Here is a 21,762-nt window from a genome sequence, read left to right as displayed (position 1 = left end):
ACCTCAAGTACCGCCGCTACTACCACCAGTTCGACTACTAAGAGCTGGTCGCAGGTCCGATATCTTGGCTGGTTGATATCTCGACCCTACACAAGGGCGTCCGCATTTGCGCGGGCGCCCTTTTTGCGTTGCTGTCGGCGCAGGGTGTCTTCGGCGGAAAGTTCATCCCGGGCTTGCGGCTCGGAGTGGGACGCGCTTTCCGGTTGGGCTGGGGGAATCGCCAGATTAAGCTGAGAGCTTGCCCCTATGTTTCTAAATGAATACGCTGTGAGCCGAGGGAGACGATTTTCCCCGCAAGCACTCTAGTATGCTAAAGTACCCAGAAGACCGGCGGAGCTATGCCGGTCTTCTGTTCTATGCGAAGCACAGCATGAGGAGGCTCACCAGATGACGGCCACACCGTGGGGATTCCGGGACATATTGCCCGAGGAGGCTCAGGCGCGCGAGGAGATCGCATGTACGGTGAAGGGCTGCTTCAGGGAGCATCATTACCTTCCGGTCGAGACACCGCTGCTCGAGGACAAGGGTTCGCTCGAGGAAGGCGGCCGCATTGCGGACACGCCGTTTAAGCTCTTTGATGAAGACGGTCGCCTGCTGGTGGTCCGTCCCGACAACACATTGCCGATCGTGCGTCTGGTTTCGACCCGCATGCGCGCGGCCGACCTGCCCCTACGTCTTCGCTACGAGGCGCCGGTGGTTCGTGAGTGCCAGCGCAATGCCGGCGGCTCGCGTCAGTTTACGCAACTGGGTTTTGAGCTCATCGGTGTGGGCGACACTGCGGGCGATGTCGAGATCGTCTCGCTCGTGGCCGAGGCCGTGCGTAAGCTGGCACTGCCCGATGCGCGCATTATCGCGGGCAGCGTGCGTCCGTTTAAGGAACTGCTCGCGGCGTGCGAGGATCGCGAGCTGGCCGCCGAGGCCCTGCGCTGCGTGCACGCCAACGACTTTGTGGGCCTCGATGCCCGCGTGGCGGCAAGCACCGAGTCCGATGCCGTCAAGGCCGCCATTAGCGAGCTGCCGCGTCTGCATGGCGGTGCCGAGGTGCTCGACCGCGTGGACGCGCTGCTGGAGGCCGCCGGTATCGTCGCGCCGCTGACGTGCGAGCTGCGTGCCCTGGTCGAGGGCCTGGCACCCGAGGACGCCCAGGTGCTGTCGTTCGACTTCTCTATCATGAACTCTTTCGATTACTACACGGGCCTGGTCTTTAAGGCCTATGCCGGCGGACTGCCCGATCCGGTCGGTTCGGGCGGACGCTATGATTCCATCTTTACCGGCGCATTTGGCGACGGTATCGAGGTGCCGGCGGCGGGCTTCGCCTTTTCGCTCGAGCGCCTGGAGGCCGCGCGCACCTCGGCCGAGGACGCCGCTTCCGATGGCGACCACGCCGTGGGCCGTGGCGCCGAGGGTCCGCTGCGTATCGCCGTGCCCAAGGGCTCGCTCAAGGCCGATACCCTCGACGTGCTTGAGGCTGCGGGCCTGGACGTCTCCGAGCTGCGTGACCCCGGCCGTCACCTGATCGTTCGCGGCCGCGACACGCGTGCCGGCGAGGGCGCAGTCGGCGATATCGAGTTTGTCATCGTGCGTCCCAGCGATGCGCCTGCCTTTGTGGGCTGCGGTGGTGCCGATTGTGGCATCTGCGGCTGGGACTCGCTCATCGAGGCAGACCTCAACCTGCTGCAGCTGGTCGATTTGGGTTACGGCCTGTGCACCTTTATTGAGGCTGAGCCCGATTGGCGCGCCGGTCAGGCCGAGCGCAACTATGCCCGCCGCGGTTCGCTTCGCGTGGCAACCAAGTACCCGCGCATCGCGAGTGCCTGGTATGCCGAGCGCGGCGTGAACGCCGACATTGTTTCGCTGCACGGCAACATCGAGCTGGGACCCATCGTCGGTATGACCGATCGCATCGTGGATATCACCGCCACGGGCGCCACGCTGCACGACAACGACCTGGTCATCACCGGCCGCATTATGGACTGCACGGCCCGCTTCTTCGTCAACCCGGGTGCCGCGCGCCTGGATCCGCGCGTTCGCAACCTGGCCGATCGCCTGGCGGCTGCCGTGAAGGACAAGCATTTTGAGCCCGTCGCGGGCTCGGCACAATAGCGCGAGCGCGCACGGGCGCCCCAACGTCCGGGCTGCGGGCCGACTGGTGCCGCCGTCCGGCCTCTCGTTTTCGAACACAACCTCGACCGATAGGGGATACCGAAATGAAGACCATCAAGCTTGCTCCCGGTGAGCGCCTCGTTACCAACCAGCTCAACCGTAAGGGCGTGCTGCCGCAAAACATTGTCGACGCCGCCCGCGATATCGTGGCCAGCGTGCGTGCCAATGGCGATGCCGCGGTGCGCGACTATTGCCAGCGTTTTGACGGTGTTGAGCTGCAGAGCTTCCGTCTGCCGCAGGAGCAGATCGATGCCGCGCTCGAAGGCCTCGACCCGGCCTTTGTCGCCGCGCTCGAGAAGGCTGCGCGCCAGATTCGCGAGTTTCACCAGCGCGAGGTCGAGCAGAGCTGGTTTACCACGCGCCCGGACGGCACGATGCTCGGCGTTAAGGTGACCCCGCTTGCCGCGGCCGGCATCTACGTGCCGGGCGGTCGCGCGCAGTATCCCTCCACCGTGCTCATGAACGCTATCCCTGCCAAGGTGGCCGGCGTCAAGCGCGTGGTCATGGTGACGCCGCCACAAAAGGACGGCCTGATCAGCCCCTACACGCTCGCCGCGGCCAAGCTTGGCGGCGTGGACGAGATCTATATGGTGGGCGGCGCCCAGGCCGTGGCCGCGCTGGCGTACGGTACCGAGACCATTCCGCGCGTCGACAAGATCACCGGCCCGGGCAACGCCTTTGTCGCCGCGGCCAAGCAGATTGTCTCGGGCGACGTGGGCATCGACATGGTCGCCGGCCCCTCCGAGGTCTGCGTGCTGGCCGATGCCACGGCCAAGCCCATGGTGGTCGCGGCCGACCTGATGGCCCAGGCCGAGCACGATCCGCTTGCCGCCTGCTATCTGGTGACCTGCGACGAGCAGTTTGCGCGCGAGGTCGAGGCGGGTGTCGACATTCTAGTGGCGCAGTCGCCGCGTGCCGAGATCACGCGCGCCTCGCTCGACAACGAGGGCACCATCGTGGTGGCCGCCGATATGGCTGCCGCCGTCGAGGCCGTGAACACCGTGGCGCCCGAGCACCTGGAGCTGCACTGCAAGGATGCAATGGGCCTGCTTGGCGGCATTCGCAACGCCGGCGCCATCTTTGTGGGCGCTTGGAGCTCCGAGCCGCTCGGCGATTACGTTGCCGGCCCCAACCACACGCTGCCGACCGGCGGCACGGCCATGTTCTCCAACCCGCTTTCGGTGGAGGAGTTCGTCAAGCGCTCGAGTGTCATTTGCTATACACCCGAGGGCCTGCTCTCCGATGCTCCTGCCACGCAGCGTCTAGCCGAGGCCGAGGGCCTGTGGGCGCACGCGCTTTCTGCCGCCCTGCGTCGTCGCGTGCTGGAACAGGGCGAGGATTCCGTGAGCGCCGAGTCGCTGGCGGCGGCCGACCTGACCAAGGTTGCCTGGCCGGGCGACGCCGCGGCGACGGTCGCCGAGGGTGTGGACTTGGCGGCTGCGGGCGCGGATGGCGCTAACGCGACCGGCGGGGAGGCCTAATATGGCCGAGCTGACGCCTCGCATGAAGGAACTCGTCCAGCCCTACTTGGCCGGCATTGAGCCCTACGATCCCAACTTTACGCCCACGCGCATCAACCTTTCGGCCAACGAGAACACCTATCCCGTGCCGGCCGGCGTGCGCGAGGCGGTCGACGCGGCGCTCGCCGCCACGCCGCTCAACCGCTATCCCGACCCCATGTCCAACGACCTGCGCGACGAGCTTGCCGCTTGGCATGGCGTGGCACGCGAGAACATCTGCGTGGGCAACGGCGGCGACGAGCTGCTCTATAACTACCTGCTGGCGTTTGGCGGCGCGGGGCGGACCCTGCTCAACTGCCCGCCATGCTTTAGCGAGTATGCGTTCTTTGCGTCGCTCTGCCAGACCGAGGTGAGCGACGTGTGGCGCGATCCGGTGACCTTTGAGCTCGACCAGGCTGCCGTGCTTGCGGCAGCGCCCGAGTGCAACCTGGCGATTGTGACCTCGCCCAACAATCCCACGGGCGACGTGGCGCCGCTCGACTTTATCGCTGCCCTGTGCGATGCCTGCCCCGGCATGGTGATGGTCGACGAGGCCTACGTGGAGTTTGCTGACGATTCGTTTGGCGCGGCCACCACGGCGCAAGGGCTTATCGCCGAGCATTCCAACCTGGTGATTCTGCATACGCTGTCCAAGGCGTTCGGCGCCGCCGGCACGCGTCTGGGCTATGTGATCGCGACCCCCGAGGTTATTGACGTGTTCGCGGCGATTCGCCAGATCTATTCAGTCAGCGTGCTGAGCCAGGCCGCGGCGCTTGCCTGCGTGCGTGCCCGCGATGCGTACGCGCCCGTGGTGGCACAGGTTGTATCCGAGCGCGAGCGCGAGCTGTGCGCCCTGCGCGCAATGGCTGCCGAGGGCCTGCCCGTGGAGGCGTGGCCGAGCGCGGCGAACTTTGTGCTCGTGCGCACGCCGCACGCCACACGCGTGCGCGAGCGCCTGCGCGACGAGTATTCAATTTTGGTGCGTGACTTTAGCTACGCGCCGGGGCTTGCGGACTGTCTGCGCATTACCGTGGGTACCCCGCAGGAAAACGACGAGGTGCTGGCAGCGTTTGCCGCGCTGGTGAAGGAGGAGATGTAGATGGGCCGTTATGTCGAGGTGACCCGCAAGACGGGCGAGACCGACATTGTCGTTAGACTCGATCTGGACGGATCCGGCGTGTGCGATATCTCGACCGGCGTGCCGTTTTTCGACCACATGCTCAACGCCTTTGGCCGCCATGGCCTGTTCGATTTGACGGTACATGCGATGGGCGATGTGGAGGTCGACGCGCACCACACCGTCGAGGACACGGGCATTGTGCTGGGCGAGGCGTTTTGCCAGGCACTGGGTGACAAGGCGGGCATTACGCGCTTTGCCGATGCGGCGATTGCCATGGACGAGACGCTCGTGATGGCCGCCGTTGATATCTCGGGTCGCGGGCAGGCCTATTGCGATCTGCCCGTGCCGACCGAGCGCGTGGGCAGCTTTGATACCGAGCTGGCCGTCGAGTTCTTCTATGCCTTTGCGCGCGATGCTAAGCTCACGCTGCATGTGCGCGAGCTGGCGGGCGGCAACTCGCATCACATTATCGAGGCAGCCTTTAAGGCCGTGGGACGCACGATGCGCCACGCCTGCGAGCTTGATCCCCGCGTCCAAGGAATCCCCAGCACCAAGGGCTCACTGTAACCGCCACAAGGGTAAAAACCACCACAAAGGGGACAGGCACCTTCGTGGTGGTTTTGGATGATGGGAAAAGGGAGGGTCGCGTGGGCGAACCGAAGATCGTGGTGGTCGACTACCACAAAGGGAACTTGTCGAGCGTCGTGCGCGGGCTTGCGCGCGCCGGTGCCGCTGCCTGCACGTCGGATGATCCGGAACAGATCCGCAAGGCCGATGGCCTGGTCATCCCGGGCGTGGGCGCGTTCTATGACGCGATCGCCTTTATGCGCCAGAGCGGCGAGGAGGCGGCCGTGCTTGACGCCGTTGCCGCCGGAACTCCTCTGCTCGGCATCTGCCTGGGCCTTCAGCTGTTTTTTGAACGCGGCGACGAGGGCGTGCCGGCGGACGAGGGCGCGGACGACGATGCCTCCGAGCAGGCCGGCGGTCCCTGGGTCGATGGCCTGGGCATTATGCGCGGCTCGTGCACGCGCTTGGAATCGAGTCGCCTGAAGGTGCCGCACGTGGGCTGGGACCAGGTGCACATGACGCCCGCCGGCGCGGCCGATCCATTGCTCGCCGGTTTTGCCGAGGGCGCCAACATGTACTTCACCCACAGCTATGCGGTGGCCGACGATGTCGATGCCGCCGATGTTCTGGCGCGCACGCACTACACGCGGAGCTTCCCGTGCATCGTGCGCCACGGCAACGTGTGGGGCTGCCAGTTCCATCCCGAGAAATCCTCCGCGCTGGGACAGCGCATCCTTAAGAACTTCGTCAACATCGTCGAGGAGGCCGGCCGATGATTCTGTTTCCCGCAATCGATTTGATCGGCGGCAAGGTCGTGCGCCTGGAGCGCGGCGACCGGAGCCGCTGCAAGGTATATTCCGACGACCCCGTGGCCGTTGCCCGCTCCTTTGCCGAGCAGGGTGCGAACTGGGTGCATGTCGTCGACCTGTCCGCTGCCTTTGGCGAGGATGAGGACGCATGCGCTGCCAACTCGACGGCGATCAAGGCTATCTGCGGCGTCGACGGTCTGTCTGTGGACGTGGGCGGCGGCGTCCGCTCGCTCGCACGCATCGACGAGCTGGCCGGCTATGGCGCGCGCCGTATTGCGCTGGGGACCGTGCTGGTGACCGAGCCGGGTTTTGCCGAGGTGGCGGCCAAAGGCTTTGGCGAGCTGTTGGTGGCTGACATTGCCGCCCGCGACGGCCAGGTCAAGGTGAACGGCTGGCGTGACGGCGCGGGCGTGGCGCTCGACGATGCCGTGGCGCAGCTTTCCGAGCTGGGCTTTAAGCATTTGGTGTACACCGACATCGCGCGCGATGGCATGCAGACGGGCATCGACGTGGCGGCGTATCGCCATGTGGCCGAGGTTGCGGGTTTTCCCGTCATGGCTTCGGGTGGCATCTCGACACTCGACGATATCTGCGCGCTTGCCGCGGTGGGTGAGGATGCTATTGAGGGTGCGATCACCGGTCGCGCGCTCTACGAGGGCAACTTTACGCTGGCACAGGCGCTGGCCGCCGCCCGAGGGGAGGAGTAGCCCATGCTTACCAAGCGTGTGATTCCCTGTCTGGACGTTAAGGACGGCCGCGTGGTCAAGGGCGTCAACTTTGTGAGCCTGCGCGATGCGGGCGATCCGGTGGAGCTGGCGCGCGCCTACGACCGCGAGGGCGCGGACGAAGTCGTGTTCCTGGACATCACTGCGACGAGCGATAACCGTGCGACGACCATTGAGATGGCGGCGCATGCGGCCGAGGAGCTGGCCATTCCCTATACCGTGGGCGGCGGTTTTCGTGACCTGGCGGGCATGCGAACCATGGTGGCTGCCGGTGCCGATAAGGTGTCGCTCAACTCTGCTGCCGTGCGCGATCCGTCGCTGGTCAGCCAAGCTGCCGCTGCATTTGGCAGCCAGGCCGTGGTCGTGGCGATCGATGCCAAGCGTGTTGGTTTGCCCGGTGAGCCGGGAGCCGACAAGTGGGAGGTCTTTACCGCGGGCGGCCGTAACGCCACGGGTATCGATGCGGTGGCGTGGGCCGAGGAAGCGGCTCGTCGCGGCGCCGGTGAGATCTTGCTCACCAGCATGGATCGCGACGGCACCAAGGCTGGCTTCGACCTGGCACTCACCCGCGCCGTGGCGCGCGCGGTGCCGATCCCGGTGATCGCAAGCGGCGGCGTGGGCACGCTCGAGCATTTTGCCGAGGGCGTGATCGAGGGCGAGGCCGACGCCGTGCTGGCAGCAAGTGTCTTTCACTTTGGGACCTTCAGTATTCGCGAAGTCAAAGAATACATGGCCAGCCAGGGAATACCTGTGAGATTGGACTTCTAAATGGAGCAAGTGACAACCGCGGCAGAGCTCAAATACGACGACCGTGGGCTGATTCCTTGTGTGGTTCAGCAGTATGACACCGGTGAGGTGCTTATGGTTGCTTGGATGAACGAGGAATCGGTGGGGCTTACGCTCAAGACCGGGACCACGTGGTTTTGGAGCCGCAGCCGCCAGGAGCTCTGGAACAAGGGCGCGACGAGCGGCAATATGCAGGAGGTCAAGGAGCTCTGGGCCGACTGCGATAGCGATACGCTGCTGGTCAAGGTCGACTCGCCGGGTCCGGCCTGCCATACCGGCAACCGTACCTGCTTCTTTAGAAAACTCGCGTAGGGCGGGCGCTCGACCAGGCGCTTGGCCAACCAGAAAGGATTGAACCATGGGTGTGCGCACCGCGAATGTTCAGGATGGAAATATCGGTGAGACGCTGACGGGGCTCGCCGGGGTGATTCACGGCCGTCGCGACGCATCGCCGCAGGAGAGCTATACCGCTCGCCTGCTGACCGATGTCGAGGACGAGCTGCTCAAGAAGCTTGCCGAGGAGGCGAGCGAGGTGATCATGGCCTGCAAGGATAACGACCACGATCACATCCGCTACGAGGCCGGCGACCTGATCTACCACCTGCTCGTGACGCTCGAGCGCTACGGCATCACCCTCGATGAGCTGGCCGGCGAACTCAACGCCCGCCGTCAATAGTTGTTTAAGAACGTCCCCAACGACTAGTCTTAGGCGAGGGGCGTGGATTCCCATTCGCCGGTGGGGTGGGGGATATCGAAGGTTCGGTAGCCACAGTCGTAGGCGTGTGCCTGGGCCTCACGGATGTTCCAGCAGATGTCGCGGGCACGGTGTGCGTCCGAGCCAAAAGTAATCGGCACCTCGGCGTGGGCAAAGCAACGCAGCAATCCGGTTGCGGGATAGTAGTCGTCCAAGCCCTTACGCGGCGCGGCGGTAGAAACCTCAACGCGGCGGCCCGTGTCGTGGGCGCACTCGGCCATCTGCTCCCAAAAGGGCATGGGGTTAAAGTCGGGCGCAAAGCCCTCTTTCGAAAAACGCATGACTAGGTCGGGATGGGCCATCACGTCAAAGTTGAGCGAGCTCTCGCAGGCGCGGCACCAGTCGTCGACATAGCGCTCCCATACGCCGCGCACGCCTAAGTTTTCCCAAACATGCAGGTTGGTATCGTCGTCAATCCAGCCGCAGAGCGAATCGGGCGTGTCGGGGCGAGCGACGTCCTCTGTCCCCGCCGTGCTTGCGGCGCCTGCCGCAATATCGCCTGGGTTGCCAATCCAATGCACGCTACCCAGGCGTACGATGGCGCCCTGGGACCAGCTCTCAACCAAAGGCTCGCAACCTTGGTACCAATCGCATTCAAAGCCATAGATAAGCTCGAGCTCGGGTGCGATCTGCACGGCAAGCTTGCGGGCGTCCTCAAAAGCCAGGCGGTGCGCCGGCAAGTCGCCCTCGACGACCTGCACCTCGCAGTTAGCATCCATACTGGAAGGCAAGGTGAGGTGGTCGGTCGAGACCATGACCCGACAGCCAGCGGCCGCGGCAGCGCGAACGTTTTCCTCAAAGGAGGCATGGCCGTCCGAAAACGAGGTATGAGTATGGCAATCGACCAGCGGGCATGCGGGCATGGCGACTCCTTTGCATTTGGCGAATCCGCTCCATTGTAATGGCGCAACTCTCAAAACGCCGGGCACGTCGGAGGTCGAAATCGATTGGAAAGGCTGCGCGGCGCACGGTGCGGCCTCGCTTGCGCTCTCAAAACGTGTACGTCAGCCTCCAAAACCGACAAAAAATGGCATATTTGGAGGCTGACGTACACGTTTGGATAGGGGCGAGGGCGGCGACGGACGAAAGTCACGTCTGCGCCACGTCCGGTGTGCTAGCGTTTGGATGAACAAAACGAGCCCGTGCGGAAAGGACCCGGACTGTATGCAATGCGATAGCAAATTCCCGCTGTCCCGCGAGATCGATGCGCCCGGAACCATCGTCAAGCTGGAATGCGACATCGACGATGCGTCGCCCGAGGTGCTCGCCTACGCCGCCGATCGCCTGCGCGAGGCGGGAGCGCGCGAGGTGCACTGGCTGCCCCTCTACTGCAAGAAAGGCCGCCCCGGCTGGCAGCTGCAGGTGATCTGCTCCCGCGAGGACATTGACCATCTGCAGACGATCATCTTTTTGGAAACCACGACTAATGGCATCCGGCGCCAGGTCATGGAGCGCGTTTGCCTGCCGCGCCGCTTTGAGCAGGTCGCAACGCCTTGGGGCGAGGTGTCCGTTAAGGTGGCAACCCTGCCCGATGGCAGCGAGCGCGCCGCACCCGAGTACGAGGACTGCGCCCGCCTTGCCCGCGAGCACAGCGTGCCGCTCCAGCGCGTGATGCAGGCAGCTCAGAGCGCGGTACTGCAATTTGAGTAGCACGGGCGAGCGACGCGCCACGCCAACCCTATTTGCCCCATCCCGAAAGGACTTCCCATGAAATGTCTCATCGCCTCCGACATCCACGGCTCGGCATATTGGGCCGAGCGCCTGTGCGACGCCATCGAGTCCGAGCAGCCCGACCGCATCGTGCTGCTGGGCGACCTGCTCTACCACGGCCCGCGTAACGACCTGCCGCGCGATTACGCCCCCAAGCGCGTGATTCCGCTGCTCAACGCCCTGGCCGACCGCATCATCGCGGTGCGCGGCAACTGTGACGCCGAGGTTGACCAGATGGTGCTCGACTTTCCCGTCATGGCAGACTACGCCATGCTGTTCGACGAGGCCGGCCGCGAGCTGTTCCTGACGCATGGCCATGTCTTTGGCGCCGGCATGCACAACAGCGTCGACCACGCGCCTGCGCTGCCCGAGGGCTCCGCGCTCGTCTACGGTCACACGCATATCAAGGTTAACGAGGCAAGCGAGGCGCACCCGGGCCTGTGGCTGTTCAATCCCGGCAGCGTGAGCATTCCCAAGGACGGTACGCACAGCTACGGTATCTATGAGGGCGGTGCGTTCCGCCACGTGATCCTGGAGGAGGAGTAACCATGGCGCAGCATATGGCTCAGCAAAATGCCGAGGGTTCGCGCGACCTGTCGACGCTGGTAGATGCGTCGGCCGAGCTGCAGCATCTGGTGCAGACCATCTGGCGCCTGCGTCAGCCCGATGGCTGCCCGTGGGACCGCGAACAGACGCATCAGAGCATCGGCAAGAACATGATCGAGGAAGCCTACGAGGCGCTCGACTGCATTGAGGCCGACGACGCGGCACACCTGCGTGAGGAGCTGGGCGATGTGCTCATGCAGGTCGTGCTGCATGCGCAGATTGCGGCGGACGCCGGTGAGTTTACGCTGGCCGATGTGGCACGCGATATCGACGCCAAACTCATCCGCCGCCACCCGCACGTGTTTGGCGATGCGGATGCCGAGAACTCCGACGAGGTGCTCAAGATCTGGGACGAGGTCAAGCTTGCCGAGAAGGCCGTCAAGGACAAGGCCGTGGCAGCAGGCGAGGCGGTACCCGAGGGCCTGCTCGACGGCGTGCCCACGCATCTGCCGGCATTGATGCAGGCGCAGAAGGTGTCGCGCAAAGCAGCGGCCGTGGGCTTTGAGTGGGAGACGGTCCAGGACGTGTGGGACGAGGTTGCCGAGGAGCGTGCCGAGTTTGAGGCCGAGGAGCCCGGCTCGCCCGAGCGCGAGATGGAGTTTGGCGACCTGCTCTTTGCCCTGGTCAACGTTGCGCGCAAGGAGGGGATTGACGCCGAGAGTGCCCTGCGCGCCAGTACGGCAAAGTTCCGCCGCCGCTGGGCCGCGATGGAGCAGATGGCAGCCGACGTTCACGTGGATCTTGCCGAGCTTTCGACCCACGGCCTCAACGACCTCTGGGATGCCGCCAAGGCGGAGGAGTAAGACTGCGGGAACGACGGGCTGACATGCCTCATCGTTCCCGCTAAATAATTCGAAAAACAATTGTATCCTTCGGCTAACTTAGGGCATAATGCAAAAAGTGCGACGGCTAACTTACGGAGGCGCACCGACGGTGCGCAGTCGGCCAGTCGCTTGCATCCACTACGTTTCCAAGTGAGAGGGAGACAACATGAGCGATATTTTGGACGTCTACGGTCGTGAGGTGCTCGACAGCCGCGGCAATCCCACCGTCGAGGTCGAGGTCGTGCTCGAGGACGGCAGCTTCGGCCGCGCAATGGTGCCTTCGGGTGCTTCGACCGGCGCCTTTGAGGCCTGCGAGCTGCGCGATGGCGACAAGGGCCGCTACCTGGGCAAGGGCGTTTCGCAGGCCGTCGAGCACGTCAACAACGAGTGCGCTAACGCCGTCGTGGGCCTCGACGCCTTCGACCAGCGCGCCGTCGATGCCGCGCTGATTGCCGCGGACGGTACCCCCAACAAGACCAGGCTCGGTGCCAACGCCATCCTGGGCGTGTCGCTGGCCGTTGCCCGCGCCGCTGCCGAGTCGGCGGGTCTGTCGCTGTACCAGTACCTGGGCGGCGTCAACGCCCACCTGCTGCCCACGCCCATGATGAACATCCTCAACGGCGGCGTGCATGCCGACAATAACGTCGACTTCCAGGAGTTCATGATCATGCCGGTGGGCGCCCCGAGCTTTGCCGAGGGCCTGCGTTGGTGCGCCGAGGTCTACCACACCCTCAAGGGCGTGCTGCACGAGGCCGGCCTGGGCGGCGGCGTGGGCGACGAGGGCGGCTTTGCCCCCAACCTTAAGACCAACGCCGAGCCGTTCGAGTACATCACCAAGGCCGTGGAGAAGGCCGGCTTTAAGCCCGGCGTCGACTTCATGTACGCCATGGATCCGGCCTCGACCGAGTTCTACAACGCCGAGACCGGCATGTACGAGCTCAAGGGCGAGGGTGTGGAGTACACGAGCGCCCAGATGGTTGATTACTGGGAGAAGCTTGTCGACACCTATCCCATCATCTCCATCGAAGACGGCATGGCCGAGGAGGATTGGGACGGTTGGGTCGAGCTTACCCGCCGCATTGGCAACAAAGTGCAGCTAGTGGGCGACGACCTGTTCGTCACCAACACCGAGCGCCTCAAGAAGGGCATCGAGCTGGGTGCCGCCAACGCGATCCTGGTCAAGGTCAACCAGATCGGTACGCTCACCGAGTCGCTCGAGGCCATCGAGACCGCCAAGGAGGCCGGTTACGCCTGCATCGTGAGCCACCGCTCCGGCGAGACCGAGGACTCCACGATCGCCGACCTGGTCGTGGGCGTCAACGCCGGCCAGATCAAGTCGGGCGCCCCGTGCCGCAGTGACCGTATCGCCAAGTACAACCAGCTCATCCGCATCGAGGACGAGCTTGAGGGCAGCGCGCGCTACGCCGGCAAGACCGCGTTTTACAACATTCGCTAGACAGACGAGCCTGGCGGGGAGGGGACAGACTCGGCTTTGCCCCGCTCCAGCTAGATGCTACAGAGCGCTATCGGGCGCTGGGCCACACGGCTCAGCGCCTTTTTTATGTCGAGCAAAGGCTGGCGAAGGCGGTGCGCATGCTCGTGCTATAACTAAAGGACTTAGCGCAAACAAACCTCAACCGCACAAGGCGCACATGGATCAGATTTACGACAACAGGTACTATTCCGCCGGTTCGCGCGAGCCGTCGCCTCGCCCTGCGCGCACGGTGCAGCTCGGTGGGTCCGCCTACGCCGGCGCCGACCGCTCCACGCAGCGCCCGACAAGTATCTCGCGCCCCAATGCTCAAGTGAATACTTCGACAGATGGACCAGTACGTCCGACACGTTCGCCGCATTCGTCGCGTCCCTCGGCCCAGACGCACGACAAATCGAGCAGACCTTCGAGCCGTCTTTCGGGCGCGGACTTTATGCGCTACGCCAACGACAATGCGGTGGTCAAGGCGATCTATGACTTTACGCATGGCTCTCTGCGCCTGCTGTTTATCGGTATCGTGGTGGCGCTGGCGCTCGTGAGCCTGTATTTTCCCGTACGCGACCTGTACGTGGCTAAGCGTTCGAGTGATATCTTGGCCAAGCAGGTCGAAATTCGCGAGCAATATAACGACGAGCTGCAAAAAAGCGTCGACAAGCTGCTCTCGGAGGAGGGCATCAAGGATGCGGCGTCCGAGGACCTGGGCCTGGTGATGCCTGGTGAGACTAGGATTGATGTCTTGGGCCTGGACGATGATTCGGACTCGTCGTCGGCTGAAAAGAGGTCGTCGAACGCCAAGAAGGCCAGCGAGGTGGCCAAGGAGATCGAAGAAGTCGGCAAGGACGCGCCGTGGTACATTCAGACGCTCGACATGCTGTTTGGATTTAACGGCGTCGAGGGTCAGACGGTCGCGTCCAGCGGCGAGTAGGCGAGTAACGCCCGGAGGGGAGCCCGCAATGGCAGAGTGCAAACGATATAAGGTGGCCGCGATCGACCTGGGAACGGTGTCGTCGCGACTGGTGCTGGCGCAGGTCGAGGCCGGGGCGATCGTGGAATCGTCCAAGCATACCGAGATCACCGACTTGGGCGAGGGCGTGGACGCGACGGGGCGCTTTTGCGAGGCGGCCGTTGAGCGCGTGCTCGCTGCGTGCCGCATGTTTGTGGACGAAGCCCGTGCCTTTGGGGCCGTGCGCATCTGCACCACATGCACGAGCGCCGCGCGTGATGCGTCCAACGCCGCCCTGCTGCTAGACGGCCTGCGCGAGCTGGGGCTCGAACCGCAGGTGATTCCGGGCGAGGTCGAGGCGCGCCTGACGTTTTTTGGCGTGGCACACGACTTTGCTGGCGAGCGCATCATCGTCGCCGATTCGGGCGGTGGCTCCACGGAGCTCGCGACGGGCGTCTATGCGCCTGAGCGCGGGGTCTTTGCGCTGGAGGGAACGCGCTCACTGGACATCGGTTGCCGTCGCGTGACGGAGCGGTTTTTCTCGGCGCTGCCGCCTGCAGACGGCGAACTTGCGGTTGCCGCCGCGTGGGCGGGCGAGCAGTTCTCCTCCTATTTTGAGGGCCTGCCCAGCGACTTTGAACGTGCCGAGCGTCTCGTTGCGGTGGGCGGTACCGTCACCACGCTCGTGGCGCTGGTCCACGAGCTGGAGCCGTACGACTCGAGCTTTGTTCATCTGCGCGAGCTTTCGATGGATCAGGTTTCGGCCGCCATCGAGCGCATGTCTGTGCTGGACGCAGAAGGCATCGCTGCGCTACCGGGCGTGCAGCCCAAGCGTGCGGGCGTGATTCTCGCTGGCGCCGTGGTGATTCGCGAACTCATGCGCGCCGGCGGCTACAGGGCGCTTACCGTGAGCGAGAACAGCCTCCTCGCCGGCATGGCAGCAACCATCAACGAGACTCTCGACGGCGCGACCCCCACCATCGCCTGGACCCCCACTCTCAGCACACTCTAAAAGTAGTCTTTTTGGGACGGGGCTTTTTTAGCTACATGGTCCGCCCGAGCCTTTCCGTGAATGAGTTTTCTGGGACGGGGATTAAAAAATCATTGTGTACCTAATGATTTTTTAATCCCCGTCCCAGAAAACTCATTGGGTGGGCGGAAAAGTAGTCAAAAAAGCCCCGTCCCAAATTAGCTGCCCTGCAGTTGACGGCATCTAAAAGAAACGAGCCCGCATCCCAAAGGGACACGGGCTCGTAAACAATACGTGGTAGGGGCGGTGGGACGTCTGCGTATTTGCTGTGCAAATCCGCACCGGCTTCGGCCGCCTGCCGGCGCCCTCGCCGGCTCGCTGCGGACGCTGCGCGTCCGCTTGACGCTCGCCCCCTCGCGGGTTCGAGCCCCACCGGCGTGCAAAAGAAACGGGCCCGCATCTCTGGGAGATACGGGCCCGTAAAAGCCAATGGTAGGGGCGGTGGGACTCGAACCCACAATCCTTGCGGCGAGAGATTTTAAGTCTCCTGCGTATGCCAATTCCGCCACGCCCCCGTGAGACTAGAAGTCTAGCACAAGCCGTCCGTTACGCGTTGACGGCCATCGAGTGTTGGGCCGACTTCTCCAGGAACTCCTGGAACTTGGCCTCGTCGCCCTTGTTCTTGTACTGCAGGGCCAGCAGGTACTCCAGGCGGCAGCGCTTGACCGGGTCGTCGCCGACATCCTCGAGCATGCGCTCCAGTTCGGGAATGTCGTTGTGGCGCTTGAGGATCATCGTGTCGTACATCAGCTGACACTCGTGCGCGACTGCCTCGGCCTGACCGCCCTCAAAGCCCTTGATCTCGTGCAGCAACTCCTTGGACTTTTTGCGGTCCTCCTGGCCAACGTAGTAGTTAAAGGCCTTAATTACCAGGTCGACGCGCTGCATCTTGGGCAGGTTGAGCCCCAGCAGCAGGTCGAACATTTCGCCAGCGCGCTCGTGGTCCTCGCGCAGCAGATAGGAGTTCAGGCGCAGGTAGTCGCGGTTGTAGCGCGGGTACAGCATGCTGGTGAGTTTGCCGTCGAGCAAACGATCGAACTCGTCCCACTGCTTGGCGGCCATAAGCTGCTGCAGGCGTTTAAACGTGGTGCGTTTTTTAACGCTAAAGAACACCGACACGGCGATACAAATAATGACGACGGCGGTCCAGAGTGTGCGGGAATCGGGCATATTGAGCTCCTCGGTCGCTCATAAAACAGGCGGTATGACAACACGTACTAGATGTATTATACGCAGCGCGCAGGCAAACTGGTACAAAAGTGCATCGAGGCCGAGCACCATCGCTCGCTGCGGTACACTTACCTAAAGTAAACCATGAAGGGAGACATTACCTATGAAGAAGATCGTTTTGGCTTGCGGTGCTGGCGCTGCTACTTCCACGCTCGTTGCCCAGAAGGTCGCTACCATGCTCGACGCCAACGGTTATGCCGGCAAGTATGAGATCGTGCAGTGCGCCATCTCCGAGGCCAAGGACGCTTGCGACGAAGGCGCCGACCTGCTGATCGCCACCACCGTTGCCCCCGAGGGCCTCACCTGCCCGTACGTGAGCGGCGTGCCCTTCATGACCGGCATGAACCGCGTTGCTGCCGAGAAGGCCGTTCTCGACGTCATGGCTCAGTAGGCGCTGCCTGTATGAATGAGCAGAACGCCAATCCGGTCGAGCTCTTTGGCATGCGCGTCGCCCATGTGGGCATCAACGCCGCCGACCCGGCAGACGCCTTGGAGATCGCGGAGCTGTTCTCGACGATGATGGGCTTGCCCGTTATCGAGACCCCGGTTTCGTACTTTAACGATTCGCTGATCGAGGTCATGAAGCAGAACGGTCGTGGCACCAAGGGCCACATCGGCTTTGCCGTCAACGACATCGATGCGGCCGAGAAGTGGTTTGCCGAGCGTGGGCTCGAGGTTAACGAGGAGTCGCGCGCGCTGCTGCCCGACGGTTCTACCAAGCTCGTGTACTTTAAGCGCGAGTTCGCCGGCTTCGCCGTGCATCTGTGTCGCGAGTAGCGCACAAACTGCCATAACGAACAAAAGGGATAGGGCCGCATGGCCTTATCCCTTTTTTACGCCGAGGGGCTTCCTACCGTGGCAGGCGAATCGTAAAGCGGCTGCCGACGCCTTCGACCGAGGTCACGCCAATAACGCCGCCATGGCTATCGACAATCCACTTGGCAATGGCAAGCCCCAGACCCGAGCCCTGCGCGCCGGCATCGCGTGCGTTGTCGGCACGGTAGAACCGTTCAAACGCGTGAGCTGCGGATTCCTGATTCATGCCGATACCCTCGTCCTCAACACTTATGTCGATCGCGCCCGTGCCCGTATCCTGCGCTACGCCAAAGGTGATGGACGTGCCCGCGTCCGAATACTTGGCGGCGTTTTGCACGATTACGCGCAGGGCCTGCTTCACGAGCGCCACGTCGACAGAAGCATCGCAGCGCGGGTCGCTGGCGAGCGCAGTGTCGTACGCCAGCCGATACGTGTGCGCGGCATCGATCATCTGCGATTCCTCGCATACCTCGCCGACCAGTGCGGCCAGGTTGGTATTCGCACGCCGCAGGACCGTGCGTCCGGCATCGCCGCGCGCCAAAAACAGCAGCTGCTCCACGAGCTCTTGCATGTGCTCGCTTTCGGCCTTGAGGGACGCGATGGATTCTGTCAGCACGTCCGGGTCGTCTTTGCCCCAGCGGTCGAGCATGTTCACGTAGCCCTGAATCACCGCGATGGGCGTGCGCAGCTCGTGGCCCGCATCGTTGACAAAGCGCATCTGCTGTAGCTTGGCCTCTTGCATCTGGCGCAGCAGGCGGTTGAGCGCGACCTCGATGCTCGCCAGGTCGGCGTCGCCGGTGGTGACGCTCGGCGAGTCGACACTCGCGCGTTCGATTGCCTGCTCCAGCGTTTCCATCTTGCCGTCGGAGAGCTGCATGCGGCCGAGCTCGTCCACGCGCAGGGCCAGGTCGTTGAGCGGTGCCATGGTGCGGCGCACGCGGCGGGCGCCGCCGAGCATGTCGAGCACGCTGATGACCTGCCAACCCACAACGACAAGGTAGAGAGGCCATAACGCGACGAGGTCCTGCGCGAGGGGGAAAGTCTTGGTGGTACGCGCAAGCGCGACGGTATAGGTGAGCGTTGTCAGGTCCCAGCCGCGCGCAGGCGCCAGCGACATGCCGTGAACGGCGACGCCGGGGATCCATCCTGCGGTAAACGCGCCGTCGGGCAGTGTCTGGTTGTAGCCATAGACCAGGATCGCCGCCGCAACAACCAGCAGCCACAGATCGAGCCAGACGTAGCTCATCAGGCGGCGCCACATGTAGCTCCAGTTGATGGCGCGGGCGATGGAGGTGACGCGCTTGGTCTCGGCGTTACGCGCGGCAGACATAGCCCACCCCGCGCACGGTCTGGATGATACGGGCGCCGCCTGCGTCCTCGATCTTGGCGCGCAGGTGCGCGATGTGCACATCGATGTTGTTGGTGTCTCCCACGTATTCGTAACCCAGCGCCTCGTGCGCGATGCGCTCGCGCGTGAGCACGGTTTCGGCATGCGCCATAAGCAGGGCGAGGACGTCGAACTCTCGGGCTGTGAGCACAACGGGCGATCCGCCGACGGTGACTTCGCGGCGGTCGGGATCGAGCGCAACCGAGCCCACGGTGAGCGTAGCGGGGGAGGGCGAGGCGGATGCCTGGGTCGAGTCGCCAGCCGGGGGTATCGCAGCGGCGTTCCCGGCCGCGCCGCTCGCCGCGCCCGTCCCGATGCCGCCAACGCTCGAAGCCGCCCGCACGGCCTCCGCGCGCTTCAACGCCACGCGGATCCGTGCGAACAGCTCCTCAATCGCAAACGGCTTGGTCAGGTAATCGTCGGCGCCGGCGTCGAGCCCGGCTACCTTGTCCATCACGGCATCGCGCGCGGTGACCATGATCACCGGCACATCCTTGTGCTTGCGCACGCGCCGCAGCACCTCCATACCGTTGAGCTGCGGCAGCAGCACGTCGAGCAGAATCAGATCGTAGTCGCGCTCCAGCGCCAGGTCGACGGCGGTGCGGCCGTCGGCGGCGTGCTCCACCTGGTAGCCCTCGTGCTCCAGCTCGAGCGTCACAAAGCGGGCGATTTTCTCCTCGTCCTCTACGATCAGGATTCGTGCCATGCGTGCCCCCGTCTGCGATTACTTGTCGTCGTTCAGATTTTGCTTGATATCGTCTGCGGCATCGGCGGCGTGATTCATCAGGTTGTTGATGCTGCCGGGCACGTCGCCGTCGCTATCGATGCGGTAACGCATGCCAAAGAACAGACCGATCAGCATCAGCCATATCGTGGCGCCCCAGGCAAACAAGGCGACGATGGGAATCAGGATGGGGATGTTAAGGATGATCGCATCGCGGCGCGTGGCGATAAATTTGGTGTCCAGGCTCAGACGGAAGAGCTTTTTGAGGTACTCCCACACGCTGTCCATCTTCTTGGAGAAGTCGGTCTTTTCGCTCGACTTCTCGTAGGCGGCCTGCGCGGCGACCATCTCGGCCGAGGGCTCATCTACCGGCTCGGGCTCGGTGGCGGCGTGCGCCGACGTGGTCTGGGTCTTGCCTTGCGACTCGAGCCAAATGATGGCGTCCAAAACGTTGCCGTCGGCGGCATCGAGTGCTGCCTTGGCATCGGTGTAACTCACGTTGCGCTTGGTGCGGATGGTTTCAACTTTTTCGAGGTCGTCCATGACCTGTCCTTTCGTTCGATGGGCGCGACGCCAGGCGATCTGCCCGGGCGCGAGCGTTGCGTTCGGCGGCCTGCGTCGCGCGGCGCCGCCCCGCCCTTGGTCGAACTCTATAGTGCAGGTTATAGATTAAGCGATTCTTGAGCCAAGATTAATGTTGGATGAGTTTTTGGGTGACGCGGAGGCGGCCTTTGAGGCAAGCGCAGGCCGAGCGGCTAGAGCCCAAGGGTAAATTTGTGTCCGCACGGCGAGATATACTTATTGTCAACGTTGAGGGCGCGTCAGGGCAAAGCTGCCTGGCGCCCGCGAAATCAGAGGGGCCGCCGTGCCGCATGGCGCAAACGAGTGGGGTCCCGACGCAAACAGGGGGTCATACGTGCATATCTACGCTATGAGCGACATTCACGGGTGCTTGGACGCCTTTAAGGCATCGCTTTCCACCGTCGACCTCGATGCCGAGGATTCCAAGCTGGTTTTGCTTGGCGACTACTGCGACCGAGGCCCCGATTCACTCGGGGTCTTCGAGCTCGTCATGGACCTGCAAAAGCGCTACGGCGATCGCGTCGTGGCGCTGCGCGGCAACCACGAGGAGATGTTCCTCGAGTACATTGACGAGGTGAATGACCCCAATTTCACGCAGGCATGGATACTTGCCGACAGCAATCTGGCAACGGCCAAGAGCTTCTTAGACGCCGAGGCATTCAAGCACGTTAAGCACCTTTTGAGGCTCAGGGAGTTCGAGGAGGCCTACGCCTTTACGGTTGAGCGCATAAAGGCCGAGCACGCGGACATCATCGCGTGGGTTCGCAAGCTCCCTTACTTTTACGAGAGCCCCTTCGGCCAGGTCTTTGTGCACGCCGGCGTTGACGAGGAAGCCGGGGAGGATTGGAAGCTTGGCACGGCTGTCGAGTCGTTAACCATGATGCTGCCCGATTACGTGGGGCGCGAGTTCTATCTGGATGTTATCGTCGGGCATATCAACACCGAGGTTGTTTCGGGCATTGCGGGCTATCGCGGCATCTGGCATGACGGGGCCAGCCACTACTACATCGACGGGAACGTCATGAAGAACGGCGAGGTCGCCGTGTTGAGCTACGACTCGGAGACGGGGAAGTACAGCGGCCAAGGGCTGGAGTAGGTTGGTGGGCGATTAGTTCTCCTACGGCCTGCACAACGCTACCCTAAGCCATTCGTTCATCGCCGAAGAGGGCTGCCGTTGCCAATTTTTACCCTTTGATCTAAGTTGAAGTTCAATGGTGCCGGAGGCATAACGGCTGAATCGCAGTTCCAGGGCGTTCAAGTCACCTTTGTCCCAGTCTTTAATGTGCTGGTATAGGCAATGGCATTCGTGCCGCTCGTTGCTTAGGGCATGGGCGACGTCACGGAACGCAAGCAGGGAGATGAGCGCATGCCACTGCTGATCTAAAACAGTCGTATTGTCCTTGAAAGGATTAAAGGCATCGATTTTTGCAACCGAATCTTTGTCGAAGTAAAAGCGGTAATGCCCTTGGCTGTCGGTGCGGTGTTTAAGCGCAAGGTAGAAAACAGCATCTTCCGGTGATGCTTTTATACCATTGTTTTTAAGCCATTCATTCCACCTGCCTTCTTTCAGGGCAGATTTCATCTCCATAAGCCTGTCTTCATTAAGGCAATTTAGGCTGCGTACGGTTTGACCAAGCACATTGGCCTGGTCATCTACTGTCCTATTGGAATCATTTTTGTAGGGATTGTTGCACCAACCAATAAAGTCTTTGACGCCTATCGGCTCGACAGAGGGCCTGTCGACACGGTTGAAAAAGTCCTGGATTTCGTTCAAATCGGCGAGCTTGGCTTCGTTCATAGCTGGATTCCTTTCTCATTAGGAAACATGTCTCATTATAGGCATGCCTGCGGTCGCAGCGGCTAGGGGTGCCAGTGCTAGTGAGGGTTCCAGAGAAGGAAGCGCCGCACCCTCGGGGCAGCAAAGAATCAAGGTCTAATACTTTTCCGGAGAAGTGAACGAGCTAAATCGGACCGCCGAAGCATCGACACTTTGAG

General features: G+C 63.0%; 24 protein-coding genes and 1 tRNA gene. 18 read left to right on the top strand and 7 right to left on the bottom strand.

The window, feature by feature from the left end:
• Positions 1–387: 387 nt before the first annotated feature.
• The 9 genes from hisG to hisE all read left to right on the top strand — a co-directional run bounded on the left by hisG (position 388) and on the right by hisE (position 8,345).
• Positions 388–2,103 (top strand): ATP phosphoribosyltransferase, encoded by a 1,716-nt coding sequence (gene hisG / locus DWZ22_RS01145; RefSeq protein ID WP_118405217.1) that lies wholly within the window; start codon positions 388–390, stop codon positions 2,101–2,103.
• A 104-nt stretch (positions 2,104–2,207) separates the two neighbouring features.
• The gene (hisD, locus tag DWZ22_RS01140; protein WP_118405216.1) at positions 2,208–3,644 is read left to right on the top strand and encodes a histidinol dehydrogenase; all 1,437 of its coding nucleotides are present in this window, start codon (positions 2,208–2,210) and stop codon (positions 3,642–3,644) included.
• A 1-nt stretch (position 3,645) separates the two neighbouring features.
• Positions 3,646–4,761, top strand: a complete 1,116-nt coding sequence (gene hisC, locus DWZ22_RS01135; protein WP_199583404.1) for a histidinol-phosphate transaminase — start codon at positions 3,646–3,648, stop codon at positions 4,759–4,761.
• Complete coding sequence (hisB, locus tag DWZ22_RS01130; RefSeq protein ID WP_117635658.1) at positions 4,762–5,349, top strand: imidazoleglycerol-phosphate dehydratase HisB; 588 nt, start codon at positions 4,762–4,764, stop codon at positions 5,347–5,349.
• An 80-nt stretch (positions 5,350–5,429) separates the two neighbouring features.
• Complete coding sequence (locus tag DWZ22_RS01125) at positions 5,430–6,125, top strand: imidazole glycerol phosphate synthase subunit HisH (RefSeq protein ID WP_117735545.1); 696 nt, start codon at positions 5,430–5,432, stop codon at positions 6,123–6,125.
• Complete coding sequence (locus tag DWZ22_RS01120; protein ID WP_118405214.1) at positions 6,122–6,865, top strand: HisA/HisF-related TIM barrel protein; 744 nt, start codon at positions 6,122–6,124, stop codon at positions 6,863–6,865. Before DWZ22_RS01125 ends, DWZ22_RS01120 begins: the two co-directional genes overlap by 4 nt.
• Before the next feature lie 3 nt (positions 6,866–6,868).
• A complete protein-coding gene (gene hisF, locus DWZ22_RS01115) occupies positions 6,869–7,651 on the top strand; it encodes an imidazole glycerol phosphate synthase subunit HisF (RefSeq protein ID WP_055252389.1) in 783 nt (260 codons plus the stop codon).
• The gene (hisI, locus tag DWZ22_RS01110) at positions 7,652–7,981 is read left to right on the top strand and encodes a phosphoribosyl-AMP cyclohydrolase (RefSeq protein ID WP_055252388.1); all 330 of its coding nucleotides are present in this window, start codon (positions 7,652–7,654) and stop codon (positions 7,979–7,981) included.
• 46 nt (positions 7,982–8,027) lie between these two features.
• Entirely contained in the window at positions 8,028–8,345 is a 318-nt protein-coding gene (gene hisE / locus DWZ22_RS01105) for a phosphoribosyl-ATP diphosphatase (protein ID WP_055252387.1), read from the top strand.
• A gap of 29 nt (positions 8,346–8,374) precedes the next feature.
• On the opposite strand, the gene DWZ22_RS01100 is transcribed toward hisE, so the two are convergent.
• Positions 8,375–9,286, bottom strand: a complete 912-nt coding sequence (locus DWZ22_RS01100) for a PHP domain-containing protein (RefSeq protein WP_118405213.1) — start codon at positions 9,284–9,286, stop codon at positions 8,375–8,377.
• A 301-nt stretch (positions 9,287–9,587) separates the two neighbouring features.
• On the opposite strand from DWZ22_RS01100, the gene larC reads away from it, so the two are divergent.
• The 6 genes from larC to DWZ22_RS01070 all read left to right on the top strand — a co-directional run bounded on the left by larC (position 9,588) and on the right by DWZ22_RS01070 (position 15,010).
• Positions 9,588–10,073, top strand: coding sequence for a nickel insertion protein (larC, locus tag DWZ22_RS01095; protein WP_233546417.1), 486 nt, complete (start codon positions 9,588–9,590; stop codon positions 10,071–10,073).
• 57 nt (positions 10,074–10,130) lie between these two features.
• A complete protein-coding gene (yfcE, locus tag DWZ22_RS01090; protein ID WP_118405211.1) occupies positions 10,131–10,679 on the top strand; it encodes a phosphodiesterase in 549 nt (182 codons plus the stop codon).
• 2 nt (positions 10,680–10,681) lie between these two features.
• Positions 10,682–11,542 (top strand): nucleoside triphosphate pyrophosphohydrolase, encoded by an 861-nt coding sequence (gene mazG / locus DWZ22_RS01085; protein ID WP_118405210.1) that lies wholly within the window; start codon positions 10,682–10,684, stop codon positions 11,540–11,542.
• Positions 11,543–11,729: 187 nt separating this feature from the next.
• Positions 11,730–13,019 carry a phosphopyruvate hydratase gene (eno, locus tag DWZ22_RS01080; RefSeq protein ID WP_117820928.1) on the top strand — a complete coding sequence of 430 codons (1,290 nt, stop codon included), beginning with the start codon at positions 11,730–11,732 and terminating at the stop codon, positions 13,017–13,019.
• Positions 13,020–13,215: 196 nt separating this feature from the next.
• Positions 13,216–13,980 (top strand): septum formation initiator family protein, encoded by a 765-nt coding sequence (locus DWZ22_RS10360; RefSeq protein WP_233546416.1) that lies wholly within the window; start codon positions 13,216–13,218, stop codon positions 13,978–13,980.
• A 28-nt stretch (positions 13,981–14,008) separates the two neighbouring features.
• The gene (locus DWZ22_RS01070; RefSeq protein WP_117807767.1) at positions 14,009–15,010 is read left to right on the top strand and encodes a hypothetical protein; all 1,002 of its coding nucleotides are present in this window, start codon (positions 14,009–14,011) and stop codon (positions 15,008–15,010) included.
• Between the two features lie 448 nt (positions 15,011–15,458).
• On the opposite strand, the gene DWZ22_RS01065 is transcribed toward DWZ22_RS01070, so the two are convergent.
• Both DWZ22_RS01065 and DWZ22_RS01060 read right to left on the bottom strand, forming a co-directional pair.
• Positions 15,459–15,543: transfer RNA gene (locus DWZ22_RS01065), tRNA-Leu, on the bottom strand.
• 31 nt (positions 15,544–15,574) lie between these two features.
• Complete coding sequence (locus DWZ22_RS01060; RefSeq protein WP_118405209.1) at positions 15,575–16,198, bottom strand: hypothetical protein; 624 nt, start codon at positions 16,196–16,198, stop codon at positions 15,575–15,577.
• A 163-nt stretch (positions 16,199–16,361) separates the two neighbouring features.
• Here DWZ22_RS01060 and DWZ22_RS01055 point away from each other — a divergent pair, with 163 nt between their 5' ends.
• Both DWZ22_RS01055 and DWZ22_RS01050 read left to right on the top strand, forming a co-directional pair.
• Positions 16,362–16,649, top strand: coding sequence for a PTS sugar transporter subunit IIB (locus tag DWZ22_RS01055; RefSeq protein ID WP_055252380.1), 288 nt, complete (start codon positions 16,362–16,364; stop codon positions 16,647–16,649).
• Positions 16,650–16,660: 11 nt separating this feature from the next.
• Positions 16,661–17,035: a VOC family protein gene (locus tag DWZ22_RS01050; protein WP_055252379.1), complete on the top strand. Its 375-nt coding sequence runs from the start codon at positions 16,661–16,663 to the stop codon at positions 17,033–17,035.
• 73 nt (positions 17,036–17,108) lie between these two features.
• Here the strand turns inward: DWZ22_RS01050 and DWZ22_RS01045 are convergent, their stop codons facing one another.
• Genes DWZ22_RS01045 through DWZ22_RS01035 form a run of 3 tightly spaced genes read right to left on the bottom strand, consistent with a single transcriptional unit; the run spans position 17,109 to position 19,728 of the window.
• A complete protein-coding gene (locus DWZ22_RS01045; protein ID WP_118405208.1) occupies positions 17,109–18,404 on the bottom strand; it encodes a cell wall metabolism sensor histidine kinase WalK in 1,296 nt (431 codons plus the stop codon).
• Positions 18,388–19,167, bottom strand: a complete 780-nt coding sequence (locus DWZ22_RS01040; protein ID WP_118405207.1) for a response regulator transcription factor — start codon at positions 19,165–19,167, stop codon at positions 18,388–18,390. The genes DWZ22_RS01045 and DWZ22_RS01040 overlap by 17 nt, the downstream gene beginning before the upstream one ends.
• A gap of 18 nt (positions 19,168–19,185) precedes the next feature.
• A complete protein-coding gene (locus DWZ22_RS01035; protein WP_118405206.1) occupies positions 19,186–19,728 on the bottom strand; it encodes a DUF4342 domain-containing protein in 543 nt (180 codons plus the stop codon).
• A gap of 373 nt (positions 19,729–20,101) precedes the next feature.
• Here DWZ22_RS01035 and DWZ22_RS01030 point away from each other — a divergent pair, with 373 nt between their 5' ends.
• Positions 20,102–20,863, top strand: coding sequence for a metallophosphoesterase (locus tag DWZ22_RS01030; RefSeq protein ID WP_118405205.1), 762 nt, complete (start codon positions 20,102–20,104; stop codon positions 20,861–20,863).
• Between the two features lie 21 nt (positions 20,864–20,884).
• Here the strand turns inward: DWZ22_RS01030 and DWZ22_RS01025 are convergent, their stop codons facing one another.
• On the bottom strand, positions 20,885–21,565 hold the full coding sequence (locus DWZ22_RS01025) for a hypothetical protein (RefSeq protein ID WP_118405204.1): 681 nt from the start codon (positions 21,563–21,565) through the stop codon (positions 20,885–20,887).
• Between the last annotated feature and the right edge of the window lie 197 nt (positions 21,566–21,762).

Origin of the sequence: Collinsella sp. AF31-11 (assembly GCF_003475605.1) — a bacterium.
In the GTDB taxonomy this organism is placed as follows: Bacteria; Actinomycetota; Coriobacteriia; order Coriobacteriales; family Coriobacteriaceae; genus Collinsella.
Note: the sequence above shows the minus strand (reverse complement) of the source record. Positions and strands in the feature narration are given on the sequence as shown.